Below are 19614 nucleotides of genomic sequence, written 5' to 3'. Positions count from 1 at the left end.
ACTCTGGAGGGTGCCGGATTGGCTTTCCCGCCGTTGGTGGGGGCAGGATGCGTAATCGGGCGCGAGGGTCTGGAACTGCAGACCCGGGTCCGGGGACTGTCCGAGGGCCCTGGCAGCATCGGCTTCGATCTCACGCCTGACAGGCAAGAAGAACACGGGAGTAAGAACATGAACCGCAGTGAGCTGGTGGCCGCGCTGGCCGACCGCGCCGAGGTGACCCGCAAGGACGCCGACGCCGTGCTGGCCGCCCTCGCCGAGACCGTCGGCGAGGTTGTCGCCAAGGGTGACGAGAAGGTCACCATCCCCGGCTTCCTGACCTTCGAGCGCACCCACCGTGCCGCTCGCACCGCTCGTAACCCGCAGACCGGCGACCCGATCCAGATCCCGGCCGGCTACAGCGTGAAGGTCTCCGCGGGCTCGAAGCTCAAGGAAGCCGCAAAGGGCAAGTAAGCACCTGGGTGGTGTCCGCGAAGTGTCGTCCCCCGTCCTCCGGGCGGACGACGGCACTCCGTGGACACTCCCTGGCGACACGAAGGGCGGCCACCCGAGTGGGTGGCCGCCCTTCTGTGCGTTGTCGGTCTCTCTGACGTCTCCTACGCCCTACGGCGTCAGACGAGCGCGCCGCCGGGCAGCTCGACCTTGGCGCCGAGCTCCATGAGCTTCTCCATGAAGTTCTCGTAGCCGCGGTTGATCAGGTCGATGCCGTGGACGCGGGAGGTCCCCTGCGCCGCCAGTGCCGCGATCAGGTACGAGAAGCCGCCGCGCAGGTCGGGAATGACCAGATCCGCGCCCTGGAGCTTCGTCGGGCCCGACACGACCGCCGAGTGCAGGAAGTTGCGCTGGCCGAAGCGGCAGTCGGAGCCGCCCAGGCACTCGCGGTACAGCTGGATGTGTGCGCCCATCTGGTTGAGCGCGGAGGTGAAGCCGAGACGGGACTCGTAGACCGTCTCGTGGACGATGGAGAGCCCGGCGGCCTGCGTGAGGGCCACCACCAGGGGCTGCTGCCAGTCGGTCTGGAAACCGGGGTGCACGTCCGTCTCCAGCGCGATGGCGTTGAGCGAGCCGCCCGGGTGCCAGAAGCGGATGCCCTCGTCGTCGATCTCGAACGCGCCACCGACCCTCCGGTACGTGTTCAGGAACGTCATCATCGAGCGCTGCTGGGCGCCGCGCACATAGATGTTGCCCTCGGTGGCGAGCGCCGCGGACGCCCAGGAGGCCGCCTCCAGGCGGTCCGGGAGCGCCTTGTGGTTGTAGCCGCCGAGCTGGTCGACACCGGTGATCCGGATCGTCCGGTCGGTGTCCATGGAGATGATGGCGCCCATCTTCTGCAGCACGCAGATGAGGTCCTCGATCTCCGGTTCCACCGCCGCGTTCGACAGCTCGGTGACGCCCTCCGCCAGCACCGCCGTCAGCAGCACCTGCTCGGTGGAGCCGACCGACGGGTACGGCAGACGGATCTTGGTGCCGCGCAGTCGCTGCGGGGCCTCCAGGTACTGCCCGTCCGCCCGCTTCTCGATGGTCGCGCCGAACTGGCGCAGCACGTCGAAGTGGAAGTCGATCGGACGACCGCCGATGTCGCAGCCGCCGAGGCCGGGGATGAAGGCATGGCCGAGGCGGTGCAGCAGGGGGCCGCAGAAGAGGATCGGGATCCGGGAGGAACCCGCGTGGGCATCGATGTCGGCGACGTTGGCGCTCTCGACGTGCGTCGGGTCGAGCACCAGCTCGCCGGGCTCCTCGCCCGGCCGCACCGTCACACCGTGCAGCTGCAGCAGTCCGCGGACGACCCGCACATCGCGGATGTCGGGCACGTTGCGCAGCCTGCTCGGCCCGCTGCCGAGCAGAGCGGCGACCATGGCCTTCGGCACCAGGTTCTTGGCGCCGCGGACGCGGATTTCGCCCTCCAGCGGGGTTCCGCCGTGGACAAGCAGTACATCGTCTGTGCCGGTCATGAATCTCGCGTTCCGGAGGGTCCCCCTCAGTGGTACGAGGGGAAGGTCGGACAGGGGGCCAGAGAAAAGGGTAAGGGGCTGTCACCCCTGCCCCGTAAGGGCAAGGACGCTTCAGACGCGTAATGAATTCGGTACAACACGTACGGTTCATGCGGTTTCGCGGAGCGTCACCGCCGAGGGCGGGCTCCGGCCGGTGCCGCGGCCCGTCCTGAGCTGCGCCGGTTCTCACACTGTCCTCGCTCGGGCCACGCGCCGGGCCAAGATGCGGGATCATGTCTCGCATGACCGAGGTGTCCTCGCTCACAGGGCGGCTGCTCGTCGCCACACCCGCCCTCGCCGACCCCAACTTCGACCGGGCGGTGGTCCTGTTGCTCGACCACGACGACGAGGGCTCCCTCGGCGTGGTCCTCAACCGGCCGACCCCCGTCGACGTCGGCGACATCCTGGAGCCCTGGGCCGGGCTGGCCGGCGACCCCGGTGTGGTCTTCCAGGGCGGCCCGGTCTCCCTGGACTCGGCGCTCGGTGTGGCCGTGATCCCGGGCGACGAGGGTCCGCTCGGCTGGCGCCGGGTCTACGGCGCGATCGGCCTGGTCGATCTGGAGACACCCCCGGAGCTCCTCGGCGCGGCGCTCGGCTCGCTGCGCATCTTCGCCGGGTACGCGGGGTGGGGGCCGGGCCAGCTGGAGGACGAGCTCGGCGAGGGCGCCTGGTACGTCGTGGAGTCCGAGCCCGGCGATGTGTCGTCGCCGCAGCCGGAGACGCTGTGGCGGGCGGTGCTGCGCAGACAGCGCAACGAACTGGCGATGTTCGCGACGTATCCGGACGACCCCTCGCTGAACTGACCGGCGGGTGGCACCGCGGGCCGACGGCGAGCCGGGACCGACGGCGCCGGGGGGTCGCGGGTGTGAGTACCCTTGGAGCTCATGAGCACTCTTGAGCCCGAGCGCGGGACTGGGACGGGAACCCTCGTAGAACCGACGCCGCAGGTGTCGAGCGGCGACGGCGACCACGAGCGCTTCGCCCACTACGTCCAGAAGGACAAGATCATGGCGAGTGCCCTCGACGGCACTCCCGTCGTGGCGCTGTGCGGGAAGGTCTGGGTGCCGGGGCGCGACCCCAAGAAGTACCCGGTCTGCCCGATGTGCAAGGAGATCTACGAGTCCATGGGCCCGGGCGGCGACAAGGACAAGGGCGGCAAGGACAAGAAGTAACCCCCGGCCGCGGACCCACCGGGTCCCGGCGGCCGGAACCCCGAACCGGTACGGCCCCTGTGGCGCGCATCTGTGCGCGCCGCAGGGGCCGTTCGCGTTGCACGGAGTGCACCCGGCGGTCACAAGGTGGTTGAGACCTCTTGTCCCCGTGTTTGAGCGGCTCTAGCCTCCTGCGTGTTGTGCAGCACGAAACGTTGGTTGCGTATGTTGCAACGATGACCCGTAGGGGAACACCCATGAAGCTCAGCGCCCGAATCGCCGCACCCGTCACGGCACTTGTTCTGGCGGGCCTCACCGCCACCGCCTGTGCCCCGCAGACCTCCGACAGCAGTGCCGACAAGGATGAGAAGAAGGGGACCCTGCGGGTCTGGCTGTTCCAGGAGGTCAACAACAAGCCCAAGGAGAAGGTCGTCGACGAGGCCGTCGCCGCCTTCACCGAGAAGCACAAGGACAGCAAGGTCGAGATCGAGTACATCCCCGTCGAGACCCGCGCCCAGCGGATCAAGGCGGCCTTCAACGACCCGAAGAGCGCCCCGGACCTGATCGAGTACGGCAACACCGACACCGCCGGCTACGTCAAGGACGGCGGACTCGAGGACGTCAGCAAGGAGTTCGGGGACTGGGAGGACGCGAAGTCCGCCGACCCGACGGCCACCCAGTCGGTCACCGTCGACGGCAAGATCTACGGCGCGCCCTTCTTCGTCGGTGTACGGGCCCTGTACTACCGCACCGACGTCTTCGGCGAACTGGGCCTGAAGCCCCCGAAGACGCAGGACGAGCTGATCTCCACCGCCAAGAAGATCCGCGCCGAGAAGCCCGACCTGTACGGGATCGCGGTCGGCGGCGCCTACACCTACGGAGCGATGCCCTTCATCTGGGCCAACGGCGGTGAACTGGCGAAGGAGGACGGCGGTACCTACAAGTCCGCCATCAACAGCCCGGCCGCCCAGAAGGGCATCACGGCCTACACCTCGCTGTTCGGCGACGACAACTGCCCGGCCGCCAAGTGCGCCTCCATGGGCGGCAACGCGACCGTCACCGCCTTCGCGTCCGGCAAGGCGGCCATGGCGATAGGCGGCGACTTCAGCCACCAGGCCGTGGAAGCGGGCTCGGTCAAGGGCAAGTACGCGGTCGTGCCGCTGCCGGGGGTCACGTCCGGGGAGACGGCGCCCGCCTTCGCCGGCGGCAACAACGTCGGTGTCCTCAAGAGCAGTTCGCACCGCACACTCGCGGTGGACCTCATGAAGGAGCTCGCCGGCAAGGAGACGCAGCGCAAGCTCTTCGCGGCGATGGGCTTCCTGCCGACGTACACCGACGTGCGTTCCGAGGTGGCGAAGAAGGAGCCGTTCGTCGCCCCGTTCGTCGAGACGCTCGCCTCGGGCGCCAAGTTCGTGCCGGCCTCGCCCGGATGGGGACAGATCGACTCCTCGCTCGTCCTGCCGACGATGTTCCAGGAGATCGTCAGCGGCAAGAAGGATGTGGCCGCGGCGTCGGGTGACGCCGCCAAGAAGATGGACACGGCGTTCTCCGCCGCGGGCTGACCGTCATGACGCACCAAGCGACAGCCGCCGAGCCGGCCGCGGTCCCCGTCAGGACCGCGCCGGCCCCGGCCGGAAGCCGCCGCACGAAACGGCGCGACGGACGCTGGACCCCCTGGGTCTATCTCGCGCCCGCCCTGGTCGTCCTCGCCGGACTGCTCGTCTATCCGATCTACCAGCTCGGCCTGATCTCGTTCCTCGAATACACCCAGGCACAGGTCAGCGGCGGCGAACCGACCACCTTCCAGGGCTTCGGCAACTACCGCACGCTCTTCGCCGACAGCCAGTTCTGGGAGGTCCTGCTCGCCACCGTCGTCTTCGCGGCCGCCTGTGTCGTCGCCACCCTCGCCGTCGGCTGCACGCTCGCCGTGCTGCTGACGCGCATCCGGGCGGTGCCCCGGCTCGCGCTGATGATGGCCGCGCTCGGCGCCTGGGCCACCCCTGCCATCACCGGCTCCACCGTCTGGGTCTTCCTCTTCGACCCGGACTTCGGTCCGGTCAACCGCATCCTCGGTCTCGGCGACCACTCCTGGACGTACGGGCGCTACAGCGCGTTCGCTCTCGTGCTCTTCGAAGTGGTGTGGTGCTCGTTCCCGTTCGTGATGGTCACGGTCTACGCGGGCATCCGGTCGATCCCCTCCGAGGTGCTGGAGGCGGCCTCCCTGGACGGTGCGTCGCAGTGGCGTATCTGGCGCTCCGTCATGGCGCCGATGCTGCGGCCCATTCTCGTCGTCGTCACCATTCAGTCGATCATCTGGGACTTCAAGGTCTTCACGCAGATCTATGTGATGACGAACGGCGGAGGCATCGCCGGCCAGAATCTCGTGCTCAATGTGTACGCCTATCAGAAGGCCTTCGCGTCCTCGCAGTACAGCCTGGGCTCCGCGATCGGCATCGTCATGCTGCTGATTCTGCTGGCCGTCACCCTCGTCTATCTGCGCCTTCTGCGACGCCAGGGAGAAGAACTGTGAGCTCGCTCCGTATCCGCCGTCCCTGGCGCCTCGCGGCCGAGGCATCCGCGCTCGTCATCGCGGTGATCGTGGCCTTCCCGCTGTACTGGATGGTGCTCTCCGCGTTCAAACCGGCCGGCGAGATCCAGTCCACCGACCCGCGTCCCTGGACGCTCTCGCCGTCGCTCGACTCCTTCCGCCGCGTCTTCGAACAGCAGGAATTCGGCCGCTATTTCCTCAACAGCCTGTTCGTCGCCGGGGTGGTGGTCATCGCGTCCGCCCTGATCGCCTTCCTCGCGGCGACCGCCGTCACACGGTTCCGTTTCCGGTTCCGCACGACCCTGCTGATCATGTTCCTCGTGGCGCAGATGGTGCCGATCGAGGCGCTGACGATCCCGCTGTTCTTCCTCATGCGGGACTTCGGCCAGCTCAACACCCTGGGTTCGCTGATCCTTCCGCACATCGCGTTCTCGCTGCCGTTTGCGATCTGGATGCTGCGGGGCTTCGTGAAGGCGGTGCCGGAGGCGCTGGAGGAGGCCGCGTACATCGACGGGGCGAGCCGGACACGCTTCCTGTGGCAGATCCTGTTCCCGCTGGTGTTCCCGGGACTTGTGGCGACGAGCGTCTTCTCGTTCATCTCCACCTGGAACGACTTCCTGTTCGCCAAGTCCTTCATCATCAGCGACACCTCGCAGTCGACCCTGCCGATGGCGCTGCTGGTGTTCTTCAAGCCGGACGAGAACGACTGGGGCGGCATCATGGCCGGCTCCACGGTGATGACCGTGCCCGTCCTGGTCTTCTTCGTCCTCGTGCAACGGCGCCTGGTGTCCGGCCTGGGCGGCGCCGTGAAGGACTGACACGGCAGCCCGCCCGCCCCACCCCGCTCCCACCCTGAAAGGCTGCCGTCATGGAAGACGACGCGTCCCTGATCCCCCGGCCCGTGCTCGTCGAGGCCCCCGGGGCCGCACCGGAGGGCTCCGCCCGGCCCGGGAACGGCCGGCTGGCGCTCGGCGCGCACACCCGCCTCGACGCCGATGCAGGGACCGAGAGCACCGCCCGGTGGCTGCGCGCCGTGCTCGGCGCCGCCACCGGTCTCACCTTCCCCGACGGCGCGGACCCGCACGGCATCGCCCTGCGCATCAGCCCGGACGTGGAGCGGGAACTGGGGCCCGAGGGCTACCGGCTCTGCACCGACGGCTCCGCCACGGGTGCCGCGGTCGTCATCGAGGGCGGCAGCCCCGCCGGTGTCTTCTGGGGCGCGCAGACCCTGCGTCAACTGCTGGGCCCCGACGCCTTCCGCGCCGCGCCGCTGCCGCCCGCGGGCCGCACCTGGGACCTGCCGCGCATCGCCGTCGCGGACCGTCCCCGGTTCGCCTGGCGCGGCATGATGCTCGACGTCTCACGGCACTTCCTGCCGAAGACCGACGTGCTGCGCCAACTCGACCTGCTCGCCGCGCACAAGCTGAACGTCTTCCACTTCCACCTCACCGACGACCAGGGCTGGCGCATCCGGATCGAGCGCCACCCCCGTCTCACCGACATCGGCTCCTGGCGCACGCGCACCAAATACGGCCACCGGGCCTCCGACCTCTGGGACGAGACCCCGCACGGCGGTTACTACACCCAGGACGACATCCGCGAGATCGTCGCGTACGCCGCCGAACGGCACATCACCGTCGTCCCGGAGATCGACATCCCCGGCCACTCGCAGGCCGCCATCGCCGCGTACCCGGAACTGGGCAACACCGACGTCCCCACCTCTCCCGACGGCAAGCCCCTGGCCGTCTGGGACACCTGGGGCATCAACCCGAACGTCCTGGCCCCCACCGACAGCACCCTGCGCTTCTACGAAGGCGTGCTGGAGGAGGTCCTGGCGCTCTTCCCCTCCACGTTCATCCACATCGGAGGCGACGAGTGCCTCAAGGACCAGTGGAAGGCATCCCCGGCCGCCCAGGCCCGTATCGCGGAGCTGGGCCTCGCCGACGAGGACGAGCTCCAGTCCTGGTTCATCCGGCACTTCGACACTTGGCTGTCCGCCCGCGGCCGCCGGCTGATCGGCTGGGACGAGATCCTGGAGGGCGGTCTCGCACCCGGCGCCGCCGTCTCCTCCTGGCGCGGCTATGCGGGCGGTATCGCGGCGGCGGAGGCCGGCCACGACGTCGTGATGTGCCCCGAACAGCAGGTGTATCTGGACCACCGGCAGGACGGCGGCCCCGACGAGCCCATGCCCATCGGCTACGTCCGCACCCTGGAGGACGTCTACCGCTTCGAACCCGTTCCGCCGGGGCTGTCCCCGGAGGCGGCCGCGCACATCATGGGCACCCAGGCCAACGTCTGGACCGAGGTGATGCAGAACCGGGCCCGCGTCGACTACCAGGTCTTCCCGCGGCTCGCGGCCTTCGCCGAGGTCGCCTGGTCGGCGCTGCCCGCGTCCGGCGAACGGGACTTCGCGGACTTCGAGGGACGCATGACCGTGCACTACCGCCGCCTTGACGCACTCGGCGTCGACTACCGGCCGCCCGGCGGCCCGTTGCCGTGGCAGAAGCGCCCTCTGCCCGAAGGAATGACGGGCAGTCTCGGACGCCCGATCGAGGGTGCGCCCCCAAACGTGTGAGCCCGGCGCAAGCCCGGTGCTCGGGGCCGCGCATCCTGTCACGGTGGTAGGGCCGTGAGGAATACCCGCAACGGTCACCGAAGAGTGGCAATCCGCCTGTGATTCCGATGGCGTTCCAAATAGGACGAAGACCGAGCGAAGGGTGCATCCGGTGCGGATGCACCCTTCGCGGACCCGTTCGTCGGTCGGCTCGGAAGATGTGCCAGAGTTGCCACGTCCGGGCTGTGAGCACGTACGGTACGGCCAGCACGGGCGGGACAGCCGGACACCGGGAAGGGGCAGCTGGGTGACCACGCACGCACCGCAGACATCGCAGTCGGTGACGCTGCCGGCTTCGCTCGACGAGGCCGTGGCGGCGCTGACCGACATGCCCGCCGCCGTGCCGGTCGCCGGTGGCACCGACCTCATGGCCGCCGTCAACCGGGGCCAGCTGCGCCCCGCAGGACTCGTCGGCCTCGGCCGCATCAGCGAGATCCGCGGCTGGCGCTACCTGGACGGACACGCCCTGCTCGGCGCCGGCCTCACCCACGCCCGCATGGGACGCCCCGACTTCGCCGCCCTCATCCCCGCACTCGCCGCGTCCGCGCGCGCCGCCGGCCCGCCCCAGATCCGCAACGCGGGCACCCTGGGCGGCAACATCGCCACCGCGGCCCCGACCGGCGACACCCTGCCCGTCCTGGCCGCCCTGGAGGCGGACCTCGTCATCGCGGGACCCGGCGGCAGCCGCCGGGAGATCCCGGTGTCCCACTTGCTCGCGGGCCGCGAGATGCTCGGACCGGCCGAACTCATCGGCTTCGTACGGGTGCCCCTGCTGCACGCCCCGCAGGTCTTCGTGAAGGCCACCGGCCGCACCGGCCCCGGCCGCGCCACCGCGTCCGTCGCGGTCGTCCTCGACCCGGTGCGGCGCGGGGTGCGCTGCGCGGTCGGTGCGATCGCGCCGATGCCGCTGCGGCCGCTGGAGGCCGAGCGCTGGATCGCGTCACTGATCGACTGGGACGGCGAGCGCGGACTCGCGGGCGAGGCACTGGCGGCCTTCGGGGAGTACGTCGCGGCGGCGTGCATCCCCGACCCGGCCCCGGCCGCGCCGGGCGAGGAGCAGCCCGTGCTGCCGCCCGCCGTACTGCATCTGCGGCGCACCGTCGCCGCGCTGGCCCGACGTGCACTGGGGAGGGCGCTGTCGTGAGCAACGAAGAGAATCCGCGGGGGCGGGCGCCGGAGCACGGCGGCTGGGAGCCGACGCCTCAGGGCGAGTACGACGCCGAGGCGACCGGCTTCTTCCAACTGCCCCCCGAGGGCTCGCAGGACGGCGCGCCGCTCGCGGCACCCGGGCACGGCTACGTACCGCCGATGATCATGCCGTTGACGCCGGTGTCCGACCCATCGGTGCCCGAGGGCTGGCACGTCCAGCAGCCCACCGGCGAGCCCGAGACCGTGCAGTGGCCCGAACCGGGCGGGTCCGCCGGCCACGGTGAGCAGTACACGGACCGGTACTCCGCTGACGCGCACGTCACCGGCCAGTGGAGCTTCACCGAGGGCGAGCCCGCACCCGCCTCCGACGTGACCGGCCAGTGGACCATCCCGGTCGCCCAGGGCGATCTGCCGGAGGAGTCGGGCGAGTTCGCCGCCTCTCTGCTCCAGTCCCAGTGGGGCTCCGCACCGGCGACCCTGCCGGGCGGCGCGTCCGCGCCGTGGGCGAGCGAGGCACCGGCGACGCTGCCCGGCGGCGCACCCGCGCCCTGGGCCACCGCGCCCGCCGGCGGGAGCGCCGCGGACGACGAGCGCACGCCAGAGCCTGAGGCCGCGGAGCCGCCGCCGGCGGAGGACGCCCCGGCCGAGCACGCGTCGGCCGAGCACGCGTCGGCCGAGCACGCGTCGGCCGAGCGGCGCGAGGAGGAGAGCGCGGGGGAGCCGTCGCGGGACGCGTACGCCCCGGAGCCCTCCGCTTCCGCCTCGCCCCCCGAGCCCGCCTCGTCCCCCGAGCCCGCCGCTTCAGCGGATGCTCCCCTCTCCTCGACCGGCACCGAGGAGCACCCGCCCACCTCCTACGTCCTGCGCGTCAACGGGGCCGACCGGCCCGTCACCGACGCCTGGATCGGCGAGTCGCTGCTCTACGTGCTGCGCGAGCGCCTCGGCCTCGCCGGCGCCAAGGACGGCTGCTCCCAGGGCGAGTGCGGCGCCTGCAACGTCCAGGTCGACGGCCGTCTCGTCGCCTCCTGCCTGGTCCCGGCGGCGACCGCCGCCGGATCCGAGGTCCGTACGGTCGAAGGGCTCGCCGGCGACGGCGAACCGTCCGACGTGCAGCGCGCCCTCGCGGCCTGCGGCGCCGTCCAGTGCGGCTTCTGTATCCCCGGTATCGCGATGACCGTGCACGACCTGCTGGAGGGCAACCACGCCCCCTCGGAGCTCGAGACCCGCCAGGCCCTCTGCGGCAACCTCTGCCGCTGCTCGGGCTATCGCGGCGTGCTCGACGCCGTGAAGGAGGTCGTCGCCGAGCGCGGAGCGAGCGCGGCGGCCGCCGCCGAGGCGAGTGAGGAAGCGCGCATTCCGCACCAGGCGCCGCCCGGTGCCGGTAGTGTGCAGCCCCACCCGCACGACGGAGGCATGGCGTGACCAGTGACGCGGCCACCACCGCGACGCCCCAGACGGCCGGTACACCCCGCCCCGACCAGCCGACCCACGGCCTCGGTGCCTCCCTGCCTCCCGCCGACGCCCGGGCCAAGACCGAGGGCACCTTCCCGTACGCCTCCGACCTGTGGGCCGAGGGCCTGCTGTGGGCGGCCATCCTGCGCTCCCCGCACCCGCACGCCCGGATTCTGTCGATCGACACCTCTGCGGCGCAGGAGATGCCGGGCGTACGCGCCGTGGTGACGCACGAGGACATTCCGGGCGACACCGCGTACGGCAGGCGCATCGCCGACCGCCCCGTCTTCGCCTCCGAGATCGTCCGCCACCACGGTGAGGCGCTCGCGGCCGTGGCCGCCGACCACCCCGACACCGCCCGTCTCGCGGCAGCCGCCATCGCCGTCGAGTACGAGGTGCTCGAACCGGTCACCGACCCCGAGAAGGCCTTCGCCGCCGAACCCCTGCACCCCGACGGCAACCTGATCCGGCACATCCCGCTGCGCTACGGCGACCCGGACATCGCGGGCGACATCGTCGTCGAGGGCCTGTACCGGATCGGCCGCCAGGACCCCGCGCCCATCGGCGCGGAGGCCGGTCTCGCCGTCCCGCGCCCCGACGGCGGGGTCGAGCTGTACGTCGCCTCCACCGACCCGCACACCGACCGCGACCTGGCCGCCTCGTGCTTCGGCCTGGACGCCGAGCGGGTGAAGGTCGTCGTGACGGGCGTCCCCGGCGCCACCGGCGACCGCGAGGATCCCGGCTTCCAGCTCCCGCTCGGCCTGCTCGCGCTGAAGACCGGCTGCCCGGTCAAACTGACGGCCACCCGCGAGGAGTCCTTCCTCGGCCACGCCCACCGCCACCCGACCCTGCTGCGCTACCGCCACCACGCGGACGCCGAGGGCCGCCTGGTGAAGGTCGAGGCCCAACTGCTGCTGGACGCTGGCGCGTACGCCGACGCTTCCTCCGAATCCCTCGCCGCGGCCGTCGCGTTCGCCTGCGGCCCCTACGTCGTCCCGCACGCCTTCATCGAGGGCTGGGCCGTCCGCACGAACAACCCGCCCTCCGGCCATGTGCGCGGCGAGGGAGCCATGCAGGTGTGCGCGGCCTACGAGGCCCAGATGGACAAGCTGTCCGCGAAGCTGGGACTCGACCCGACCGAGGTCCGGCTGCGCAACGTCCTCGCGACCGGCGACATCCTCCCCACCGGCCAGACGGTCACCTGCCCGGCCCCGGTGGCCGAACTGCTCCAGGCCGTACGGGACTTCCCGCTCCCGTCCCTGCCCAAGGACTCGCCGGAGGACGACTGGCTCCTGCCCGGCGGACCCGAGGGCGCCGGCGAACCGGGCGCCGTCCGCCGGGGCGTCGGCTACGCGCTGGGCATGGTGCACATGCTCGGCGCCGAGGGCACCGACGAGGTCTCCACCGCGACCGTCAAGGTGCACGACGGGGTCGCCACCGTCATCTGCGCGGCCGTCGAGACGGGCCAGGGCTTCTCCACGCTCGCCCGCCAGATCGTCCAGGAGACGCTCGGCGTCGAAGAGGTCCACGTGGCCTCGGTCGACACGGACCAGCCCCCGGCCGGCCCGGCGGCCCACGGCCGCCACACCTGGGTCTCTGGCGGCGCGGTGGAGCGGGCCGCGAAGATGGTCCGCACACAGCTGCTCCAGCCGCTGGCCCACAAGTTCGGCATGTCCACCGAGCTGCTCCAGATCACCGACGGCAAGATCACGTCGTACGACGGAGTGCTGTCCACGACCGTCACGGAAGCGCTGGACGGCAAGGAACTGTGGGCGACCGCCCAGTGCCGCCCGCACCCCACGGAACCTCTCGACGGCTCGGGCCAGGGCGACGCGTTCGTGGGCATGGCGTTCTGCGCGGTGCGCGCGGTGGTCGACGTGGACATCGAGCTCGGCTCGATCCGCGTGGTCGAAATGGCGGTGGCCCAGGACGTGGGCCGCATCCTGAACCCCGCCCAGCTCGCCAGCCGCATCGAGGCGGGCGTCACCCAGGGCGTCGGCACGGCCCTCACCGAAAACCTCCGCACGGCCCGCGGCCTGGTCCGCCACCCGGACCTGACGGGCTACGCCCTCCCGACCTCCCTGGACGCCCCGGACATCCGGATCGTGAAGCTGGTCGAGGAACGGGACGTGGTGGCCCCGTTCGGAGCCAAACCGGCCAGCGCGGTCCCGGTGGTGACGTCCCCGGCGGCGGTGGCGGCGGCGGTACGGGCGGCGACGGGCAGACCGATCAACAGACTCCCGATCAGACCGCAGGCGGCGGTGGCTGTTCCCCAGGGCTAGGCCGTGTCCCGGGCGGTCCCTCCTGAACACCGCCCCGGCCGCACCGGACCCGGGATCGACCGATTCCCCGCTGTCGACTCCCCGCTTCCGCCGTGCTGGAGGCGGGGAACAGCTGAACGCGCATGACCCGTAGCACTTGCAAGTGAGTGAAGCCGTTCACTAGGTTCGAGCCGCAGTGTGCCCATACGACGGGACGCGCGGGGGAGGAACCTTCATGGCGTGGGACGACTGGGAGCAGCTCAAGAGCACGGCGGGCGGGCAACAGCCGACCGGGATGCAGCTCAATCAAGTGCCCGCGGACCCGGGAGGGTCCGGCACGGGCGGACTCGTCGTGAACCAGGACGACCTGGGAGCCGTCGGGCACGAGGCGTTCATTCTGCACGGCGAGCTGGGCAAGGGTGCGGACCTCGCCGGGATGGGGGCGGACAAGAGCGGGGCGGGATCGACGATGCAGGCCTCTTCGGAGCTCTCGCGGAACCACTTCGCCCTGGGCCCGGCCCTCGGAACCGCCCTCAGCATGTGGGACACGTCCCTGAAGACCCTGCTGCAGGCCTGCGCGCACATCTCCAACCACCTCGACTACAGCAAGGGGCAGCACGCGAACGACGACGCCCAGATCGCCGCTTCCCTGCGGCATCGGGACGGCAGCGCGGAGTCCTGGTCGAAGATCAACGAGTACTTCAAGTAGGCGCGGGGAAACGGGCGGAACAGGGGAACAGGGGAACAGCGGTGGGCAGCCTCACTCTCACAGACCTCGTCGAGGTCGATCTCGGCAAGCTGGGCGCGGCCGTCGCGGACTGGAAGAAGGTCGCCGACAGCCTCAAGAAGCTGGCGGGCAACGCCGACAGCGGTATGTACGCCAAGTCGGAGCGGGCGCGCTGGCAAGGCGACAACGCCACGGTGACCCGCGACTTCGTCCGCAAGACGAAGAAGGAGTTCGCCGACGCCCAGGCGCAGGCCCGGACGACGTACCAGCTCCTCGAGGACGCCCACTCCGAACTCGTCGGCATCCAGAAGAAGGTGAAGACGGCCGTCGGCACGGACGCGGCCAATCTCGGCTGCCGGATCGAGGACATCGGCGGCGGGGCCGTGCGCTGGTTCTTCCCGCACGTACGGGGCGACACCGACGAGCGGACACAGGCACAGCGGGACGCGGCCCAGGCCCTCGCCGACCGTGTGGCCGGACTGATCGGACACGCGTCGGAGATCGACGCCTCGGTGTCGCGGGCGCTCGGCAAGTCGCACGGCAACGACCCGAACAACTTCGGGCACACGAACTACGACTCGCTCGACGCGGCCCAGGAGGAGCGCGCCGCCGAACTCGCCCAGCGGAGCCTCAAGCTCTACAAGGAGGGCAAGGAGCTGTCGGAGGAGGAGCTCAAGGAGCTCCGCACGATCCTCAAGTACAACGCGGACGACCAGCCCTTCGCCACCAAGCTCTACCGCGACCTCGGTCCCGAGGGCGCGCTCAGGTTCCAGGCACAGATCTCCCTGGACGGCACCGCGGAGGGCGGCACCCAGCTCCAGCTCGCCCGCAGCATCCAGGACAGCATGGGCGTCGCGCTCGCCACCGCGCAGCCGAAGCTCGGCGACGAGTACACCCAGGAGCTGATGAAGCTCGGGCGCAGCAACCTCGACCTGGAGATGCTGGGCAACCGCATCGAGCCCAAGGGCTACCAGGTGCTCGGCACCCTCTTGCGCCACGGCACGTACGAGAAGGGCTTTCTCGACAAGGTCGGCAACGACATGATCGCGTACGAACGGGAGTTGGACGGCGGCGCCTGGTCCCGCCCGGACGGCAGCTACGCGGGCATGAAGGGCTTCGGCCTCAACGCCGACACGACCGGCGGAGGCGGCTGGGACCCGCTCACGGGCCTCCTGGAGGCGTACGGCCGCAACCCCGACGCCTCCACCGCCTTCCTCCAGGCGAACGTCGCGGGTCCCGGCGAGAGCATGACCAACCTCGACTACCTGATGGGCATGGGCTCCGACGGCAAGGGCGAGGGCGCCCGCACCTGGATCCCCGACGCGACGTCCCCGATGACCGCGGGCGAGGACAAGGTCTTCGGCAAGGACGCGCTCGGCCACGCGCTGGAGGCGGCGACGACGGGCATGCCGTTCGACCACGGCCCGGTGTCCCCGCACCCGGAGCACACCCCGGAACGCCTGGCCATCATGGAGAAGGTGGTCAACTCGCTGGCGGGGGACCCCAAGCTGATGGACGACAAGATGGCCGACAGCATGGGGCGCATGGCGGGCGAGTACATGCCGGAGATCAACAACACGCTGCGGCAGGGCAATACGTTCGCGGAGTTGTACGGGCATCCGCAGAATTTCGACGCCATGGCGACCGTCGAGTTCCTGGACGTGCTGGGCCGGAACCCGGAGTCGTATGCCGAGGCGACCCTCGGGGCGGAGAACTATTCGGCGACGTTGATGAACGACGTCGTGAAGCACCCGGACAGGTTCTCCGGTACGTCGGCCGTGAACCTCGGGAACATCGCTTTTGGCACAGGAACCATCGAGGGCATCCTGGGCGGCGCGCGGCACGACGAGATCGTCACCGGCGGGCAGTTGAGCGACAAGGACTACAACGAGCAGTTGCAGAAGCGTGCCGACATGTTCAACTCGGTCTTCGGCTCCACGGTCGGACTGGCGACCGAGCGGGTCCCTGTGGCGGGGGAGATCATCAATGGCGTCACCGAGATGGTGGTGGGCGAGGTGGTCGAGGGAGCGGAGCGGAACACCGCGGCGGAGACGGCGGACGAGGCGGGAAAGGCCTCGTTCGACGCCCGGCAGAACGCCACCGAGCAGGCGCTCAACGGCCTGTCCGTGGCCGGCATGCCGGCTGGTGCAAACGAGACGGATATGCGCACGAACGTCCACAACCAGTCCGAAGTGGGCTACGACCACGGCGCAGACCTGCATAGAGATGCAAAAGACTTCTACCAGCGCAACCCTCCGGAGTAGGCGAGCATGTCGGTGACCGTGAAGTCCGCGCGGGGCAAGATCTTTGCCCTCGCCGCAGTGTTGTTGGTCGCGGCCGTGGGCCTTGGGGTGTGGCTCTGGGCGGGCGACGACAAGGAGGAGAGCACGCCGCTGAGCGCGCCTGCCAAGCCGTGTTGGGACGGGACGCCGAGCCACGAGTCCATGCAGAAGCTGCTCGGGCCGGGCAAGCAGTTGATCCTCTGGAAGTCACCGTATGAGGTGATCAAGGATCACTCACCGACCCGCTGCAACTACGACGTCCAGGGTGCCAACGGCGTGGAGCCATTGCTCTCGGTGTACCTGAGCTGGCACCGCGAACCGCCCAAGGCGTCCGATCTCCCAGTTCCGGGCGCTGGCCCGGGCGACAAGGTGAAGGAGTTCGACGCCGGGATGCTCGCGTACTACCTGCGGGCCACGAACCGGCTGTACTTCCAGTGCGATGTGGATCAGCCGACAGACGCTGCGGACAACCTCCGGAACGACAAGTACGTGAGGGTCGAGGTCGCGGCGCACCCGATGGACTCCGCTCATCTCACGGCGAAGCAGGCCCGTGAAGTCGGTCTCGACATGGTCCTGGAGGTCGCCCACAAGGTCGCGGGCCAGGCGGGTTGCACCAACGACACCAACCTTCCGAAGTCCGCTCCTCAGGTCGACGAGCCGAACTGGCCTCGGTTCCATTAGGGGTGGGCATGTCGATGTCGAGGATGTCCTCGCGGGGCAAGGTCGTTGCTCTCGCTGCCGTGTTGGCGATCGCGGCTGCCGGGCTGGGTGTCTGGCTCTGGGTGGGCGACAAGGGGGAGGTCAAGCCGCTGAGTGCGCCGAAGAAGCCGTGCTGGGACGGGACGCCGAGCCAGGGGTCGATGCAGAGGCTGCTCGGGCCGGGCAACCGGTTCTCCCTCGAGAAGTCGCCGTACAGGGTGATCAAGGATCACTGGCCGAGCTACTGTGCTTACGACGTCGAGAGAGACGACGGCGTTGAGCACGTGCTCACCGTGAGCCTCAGTTGGAGCAGTGAACCGCCCAAGGCGGATGATTTCGAGGCTGCTGGTGCTCTGAGGGGTGACAAGGCGAAGACGTTCGACGCCGGGGTGCACGCCTACTACCTGGGGCCCACGAACCGGGTCTACTTCCCGTGCGATGTGGATCAGCCGAAGGACGCTCCGGAATACATCCGGAACGACAAGTACGTGAGGGTGAACGTTCTCGCCCACCCCATGCGTTCTGCCCACCTGAGCGCGAAGCAGGCCCGTGAAGTCGGTCTCGACATGGTCCTGGAGGTCGCCCACAAGGTCGCGGACCAGGCCGGTTGCACCAACGACACCAACCTTCCGAAGACTGCTCCACAGGTCGCCGACGCGAACTGGCCTCGTTACCACTAGAGGCGCGCCCCCGCGAGAGCAGCTCTACGCGACGCCTCCCGACACCGTCGTCACCGTCTCGTTCTGCAGCAGGAAGAGCCGCTTGCCGTCGGACGTCAGCTTCAGGGACTTGGTGCTGTGCTGGGCGTGGGTCCAGGCCTGTTTGCCCGTGTCCTTGTGGAGAGCCACCGCGTCGAAGGACTTGGGGTCCTTGCCGGAGACGTCGCAGACGTGGTCCCCGAGGAGCTGGGGGCGGAGGCTGGGCAGCGGCACGCTCTTGATGTCGGTCGCCCAGACCTTGCCGCCGTCGTTGAGCCGGCGGCAGTTCAGGGTCTGCCACGCGGCGACGTACACGCGGTCCCCGTCGACGGTGGGCGAACCCCAGTCCCGCCCCGCTTCGGGGGCGATCGTCCACGCGTCCTTGCCGTCCGCCAGGCGGATCGCGATGAGCGATCCACCGCCCACGATCACGAGGCCCTCGTGGATCACCGGCATCGAGCCGAAGCTGTTCCCCTTGGGCCGCGTCCAGAGAGTGTCCCCGGTACGGGTGTCGTGCGCGGTGATGGCGCCCGAGTCGGACTGGAGGACCAGGTGGTCCTTGCTCGCCGCGGCGTAGCCGGTGCCGAACACGGATTTGGCGGTCCACAAGGTCTTGTGGGTTTTCGTGTCGAGGGCGCGGATGGCACCGTCGTGGGTCACGGCGAACAGCGCGTCGTCGTTCGCGGCGAGGAGCATGGCGGCCTCCATGCCGGCGGCCCACCGCTCCTTGCCGGTCGCCGGACTGATGGCGTGCACGGTGCCGGACCCGTCCCCGGCCGCGATCAGACCGCCGGGCATGACCACGAGTTCCAAGGACGCGGTGACCTTCGACGTCTGCCACTTCTGCTTGCCGTCATCCGCTCCGTAGGCGACGAGACCGCCGTCCTTCGCCCCGAAGACGAGGACCCCGTCGATCGCGACCGCCGGAGGGCTGAACGGATCGGCGACTGCCAGGGGGCCCCAGAGCCGCGTGCCCGCCGGGGCGGTCTTCGTACCGTTCCCCGTGGTCGCGCCCTCCGCCTGTTCGCGGCTCAGCAGCCAGGCGGCTGTGCCGCCTCCGGCGGCGAGGACGGCCACGCCCGCCGCGAGTCCGGTGAGGAAGCGGCGGCGGCCCGGAGGCTGCGCGACGACCGTGCCGGGCTGGGTCGACCACTGCCGCGCACCGGTCTCACGGTGCTGGATGTCCGCGGCCAGCGCCCCCTGCTGCCAGATCCGATCCGCGCGCCGCGGCGGGGCGAAGGCCGTGCGGATCTGGTCGGGGGAGGGCCGGAAGGCGGGGTCCTTCGCCAGGCACGGGCCGATGAGCACGCGCAGCGGTTCGGGGACGCGGCTCAGATCCGGTTCCCCGTGCACCACTTCGTACTGCACGGCCGCCACATGACCGCCTGAGTACGTCCGTACGCCACTGGCCGCGTACGCCAGTACCGCCCCCAGCGAGAAGATGTCGGCGGGCGGCCCGACGCGCTGTCCCAGCACCTGCTCGGGCGCGCCGTAGCCCGGTGTCACCGGCGCCTGGCCGGTGGTGGTGAGGGTGAGTCCGTGCTCGGGCCGTGCGATACCGAAGTCGATGACGCGCGGCCCGGACGAGGTCAGCACGATGTTCGCGGGCTTGAGGTCGCGGTGGATCAGCCCGGCGGCGTGAATGGTCCCGAGGGTGTCGGCGAGGGAGGCGGCGAGTGCGCGCAGGGCGTCGTCGGGCAGCGGCCCGTAAGCGTCGATTGCCTGCTCCAGGGTCGGCCCCGCGAGGAACTCCGAGGCTATCCAGAGGCGGCCGCCCTCGGTCTGGGCGGCGAGGACCCGCGCGACACCCCGCCCGGTGACGGACCGGGCGGCCTCGGCCTCGCGCAGGAACCGCTGCACCATGTGAGCGTCGGTGGAGAGCTGCGGCAACAGGACCTTGACGGCCGCTGCCCGGCCCTGGTTGTCGTGGCCGAAGTACACCTTGCCCATGCCACCGGCACCGAGGACGCCGACGAGACGGTAGGGGCCGAGCCGGAGCGGATCGCCGGGGCCGAGGGGGTTCATCGGAGGTTCGTCCTCAGGTC

16 protein-coding genes are annotated in these 19614 nt (G+C 70.3%); 14 read left to right on the top strand and 2 right to left on the bottom strand.

Going from position 1 to position 19614, the window contains the following annotated elements:
* The first annotated feature begins 168 nt into the window (after positions 1-168).
* Positions 169-450 (top strand): HU family DNA-binding protein, encoded by a 282-nt coding sequence (locus OHA05_RS13620; protein WP_004571953.1) that lies wholly within the window; start codon positions 169-171, stop codon positions 448-450.
* A 158-nt stretch (positions 451-608) separates the two neighbouring features.
* On the opposite strand, the gene murA is transcribed toward OHA05_RS13620, so the two are convergent.
* Positions 609-1949, bottom strand: coding sequence for a UDP-N-acetylglucosamine 1-carboxyvinyltransferase (gene murA / locus OHA05_RS13615; RefSeq protein WP_313946061.1), 1341 nt, complete (start codon positions 1947-1949; stop codon positions 609-611).
* A gap of 281 nt (positions 1950-2230) precedes the next feature.
* Here murA and OHA05_RS13610 point away from each other — a divergent pair, with 281 nt between their 5' ends.
* From OHA05_RS13610 to OHA05_RS13550, 13 genes are all read left to right on the top strand, one after another.
* Complete coding sequence (locus OHA05_RS13610) at positions 2231-2791, top strand: YqgE/AlgH family protein (RefSeq protein WP_313946062.1); 561 nt, start codon at positions 2231-2233, stop codon at positions 2789-2791.
* Between the two features lie 81 nt (positions 2792-2872).
* On the top strand, positions 2873-3160 hold the full coding sequence (locus OHA05_RS13605) for a DUF3039 domain-containing protein (protein ID WP_313946063.1): 288 nt from the start codon (positions 2873-2875) through the stop codon (positions 3158-3160).
* A 236-nt stretch (positions 3161-3396) separates the two neighbouring features.
* Complete coding sequence (locus OHA05_RS13600) at positions 3397-4701, top strand: extracellular solute-binding protein (protein ID WP_328863387.1); 1305 nt, start codon at positions 3397-3399, stop codon at positions 4699-4701.
* A 5-nt stretch (positions 4702-4706) separates the two neighbouring features.
* A complete protein-coding gene (locus OHA05_RS13595; protein WP_313946065.1) occupies positions 4707-5669 on the top strand; it encodes a carbohydrate ABC transporter permease in 963 nt (320 codons plus the stop codon).
* On the top strand, positions 5666-6505 hold the full coding sequence (locus tag OHA05_RS13590) for a carbohydrate ABC transporter permease (protein WP_313946066.1): 840 nt from the start codon (positions 5666-5668) through the stop codon (positions 6503-6505). Before OHA05_RS13595 ends, OHA05_RS13590 begins: the two co-directional genes overlap by 4 nt.
* A gap of 50 nt (positions 6506-6555) precedes the next feature.
* Positions 6556-8262, top strand: coding sequence for a beta-N-acetylhexosaminidase (locus tag OHA05_RS13585; protein ID WP_328860714.1), 1707 nt, complete (start codon positions 6556-6558; stop codon positions 8260-8262).
* 286 nt (positions 8263-8548) lie between these two features.
* On the top strand, positions 8549-9445 hold the full coding sequence (locus OHA05_RS13580) for an FAD binding domain-containing protein (RefSeq protein ID WP_313946068.1): 897 nt from the start codon (positions 8549-8551) through the stop codon (positions 9443-9445).
* Complete coding sequence (locus tag OHA05_RS13575) at positions 9442-10872, top strand: (2Fe-2S)-binding protein (RefSeq protein WP_313946069.1); 1431 nt, start codon at positions 9442-9444, stop codon at positions 10870-10872. The genes OHA05_RS13580 and OHA05_RS13575 overlap by 4 nt, the downstream gene beginning before the upstream one ends.
* Entirely contained in the window at positions 10869-13184 is a 2316-nt protein-coding gene (locus OHA05_RS13570; RefSeq protein WP_328860713.1) for a xanthine dehydrogenase family protein molybdopterin-binding subunit, read from the top strand. Before OHA05_RS13575 ends, OHA05_RS13570 begins: the two co-directional genes overlap by 4 nt.
* A 214-nt stretch (positions 13185-13398) precedes the next feature.
* Positions 13399-13872, top strand: a complete 474-nt coding sequence (locus OHA05_RS13565; RefSeq protein ID WP_313946071.1) for a hypothetical protein — start codon at positions 13399-13401, stop codon at positions 13870-13872.
* A gap of 41 nt (positions 13873-13913) precedes the next feature.
* Positions 13914-16154, top strand: a complete 2241-nt coding sequence (locus OHA05_RS13560; protein ID WP_328860712.1) for a DUF6571 family protein — start codon at positions 13914-13916, stop codon at positions 16152-16154.
* A 6-nt stretch (positions 16155-16160) separates the two neighbouring features.
* The gene (locus tag OHA05_RS13555) at positions 16161-16853 is read left to right on the top strand and encodes a hypothetical protein (RefSeq protein ID WP_328860711.1); all 693 of its coding nucleotides are present in this window, start codon (positions 16161-16163) and stop codon (positions 16851-16853) included.
* A gap of 8 nt (positions 16854-16861) precedes the next feature.
* Positions 16862-17551, top strand: a complete 690-nt coding sequence (locus tag OHA05_RS13550) for a hypothetical protein (RefSeq protein WP_328860710.1) — start codon at positions 16862-16864, stop codon at positions 17549-17551.
* A gap of 24 nt (positions 17552-17575) precedes the next feature.
* Here the strand turns inward: OHA05_RS13550 and OHA05_RS13545 are convergent, their stop codons facing one another.
* On the bottom strand, positions 17576-19594 hold the full coding sequence (locus tag OHA05_RS13545; RefSeq protein WP_328860709.1) for a serine/threonine-protein kinase: 2019 nt from the start codon (positions 19592-19594) through the stop codon (positions 17576-17578).
* Positions 19595-19614 lie beyond the last annotated feature (20 nt).

Origin of the sequence: Streptomyces sp. NBC_00306, from assembly GCF_036169555.1 — a bacterium.
Lineage (GTDB): Bacteria > Actinomycetota > Actinomycetes > Streptomycetales > Streptomycetaceae > Streptomyces > Streptomyces achmelvichensis.
The sequence above is the reverse complement of the archived record's forward strand: the minus strand, read 5'-3'. Positions and strand labels throughout refer to the sequence as shown.

Excerpts from the sequence above, each read along its gene's own strand:
- OHA05_RS13585 (WP_328860714.1), top strand. The coding sequence starts at position 6,556 with ATGGAAGACGACGCGTCCCTGATCCCCCGGCCCGTGCTCGTCGAGGCC.
- OHA05_RS13555 (WP_328860711.1), top strand. The coding sequence starts at position 16,161 with ATGTCGGTGACCGTGAAGTCCGCGCGGGGCAAGATCTTTGCCCTCGCC.
- OHA05_RS13545 (WP_328860709.1), bottom strand. The coding sequence starts at position 19,594 with ATGAACCCCCTCGGCCCCGGCGATCCGCTCCGGCTCGGCCCCTACCGT.
- OHA05_RS13595 (WP_313946065.1), top strand. The coding sequence starts at position 4,707 with ATGACGCACCAAGCGACAGCCGCCGAGCCGGCCGCGGTCCCCGTCAGG.
- OHA05_RS13565 (WP_313946071.1), top strand. The coding sequence starts at position 13,399 with ATGGCGTGGGACGACTGGGAGCAGCTCAAGAGCACGGCGGGCGGGCAA.
- OHA05_RS13610 (WP_313946062.1), top strand. The coding sequence starts at position 2,231 with ATGACCGAGGTGTCCTCGCTCACAGGGCGGCTGCTCGTCGCCACACCC.
- OHA05_RS13600 (WP_328863387.1), top strand. The coding sequence starts at position 3,397 with ATGAAGCTCAGCGCCCGAATCGCCGCACCCGTCACGGCACTTGTTCTG.
- OHA05_RS13605 (WP_313946063.1), top strand. The coding sequence starts at position 2,873 with ATGAGCACTCTTGAGCCCGAGCGCGGGACTGGGACGGGAACCCTCGTA.
- OHA05_RS13550 (WP_328860710.1), top strand. The coding sequence starts at position 16,862 with ATGTCGATGTCGAGGATGTCCTCGCGGGGCAAGGTCGTTGCTCTCGCT.
- murA (WP_313946061.1), bottom strand. The coding sequence starts at position 1,949 with ATGACCGGCACAGACGATGTACTGCTTGTCCACGGCGGAACCCCGCTG.
- OHA05_RS13620 (WP_004571953.1), top strand. The coding sequence starts at position 169 with ATGAACCGCAGTGAGCTGGTGGCCGCGCTGGCCGACCGCGCCGAGGTG.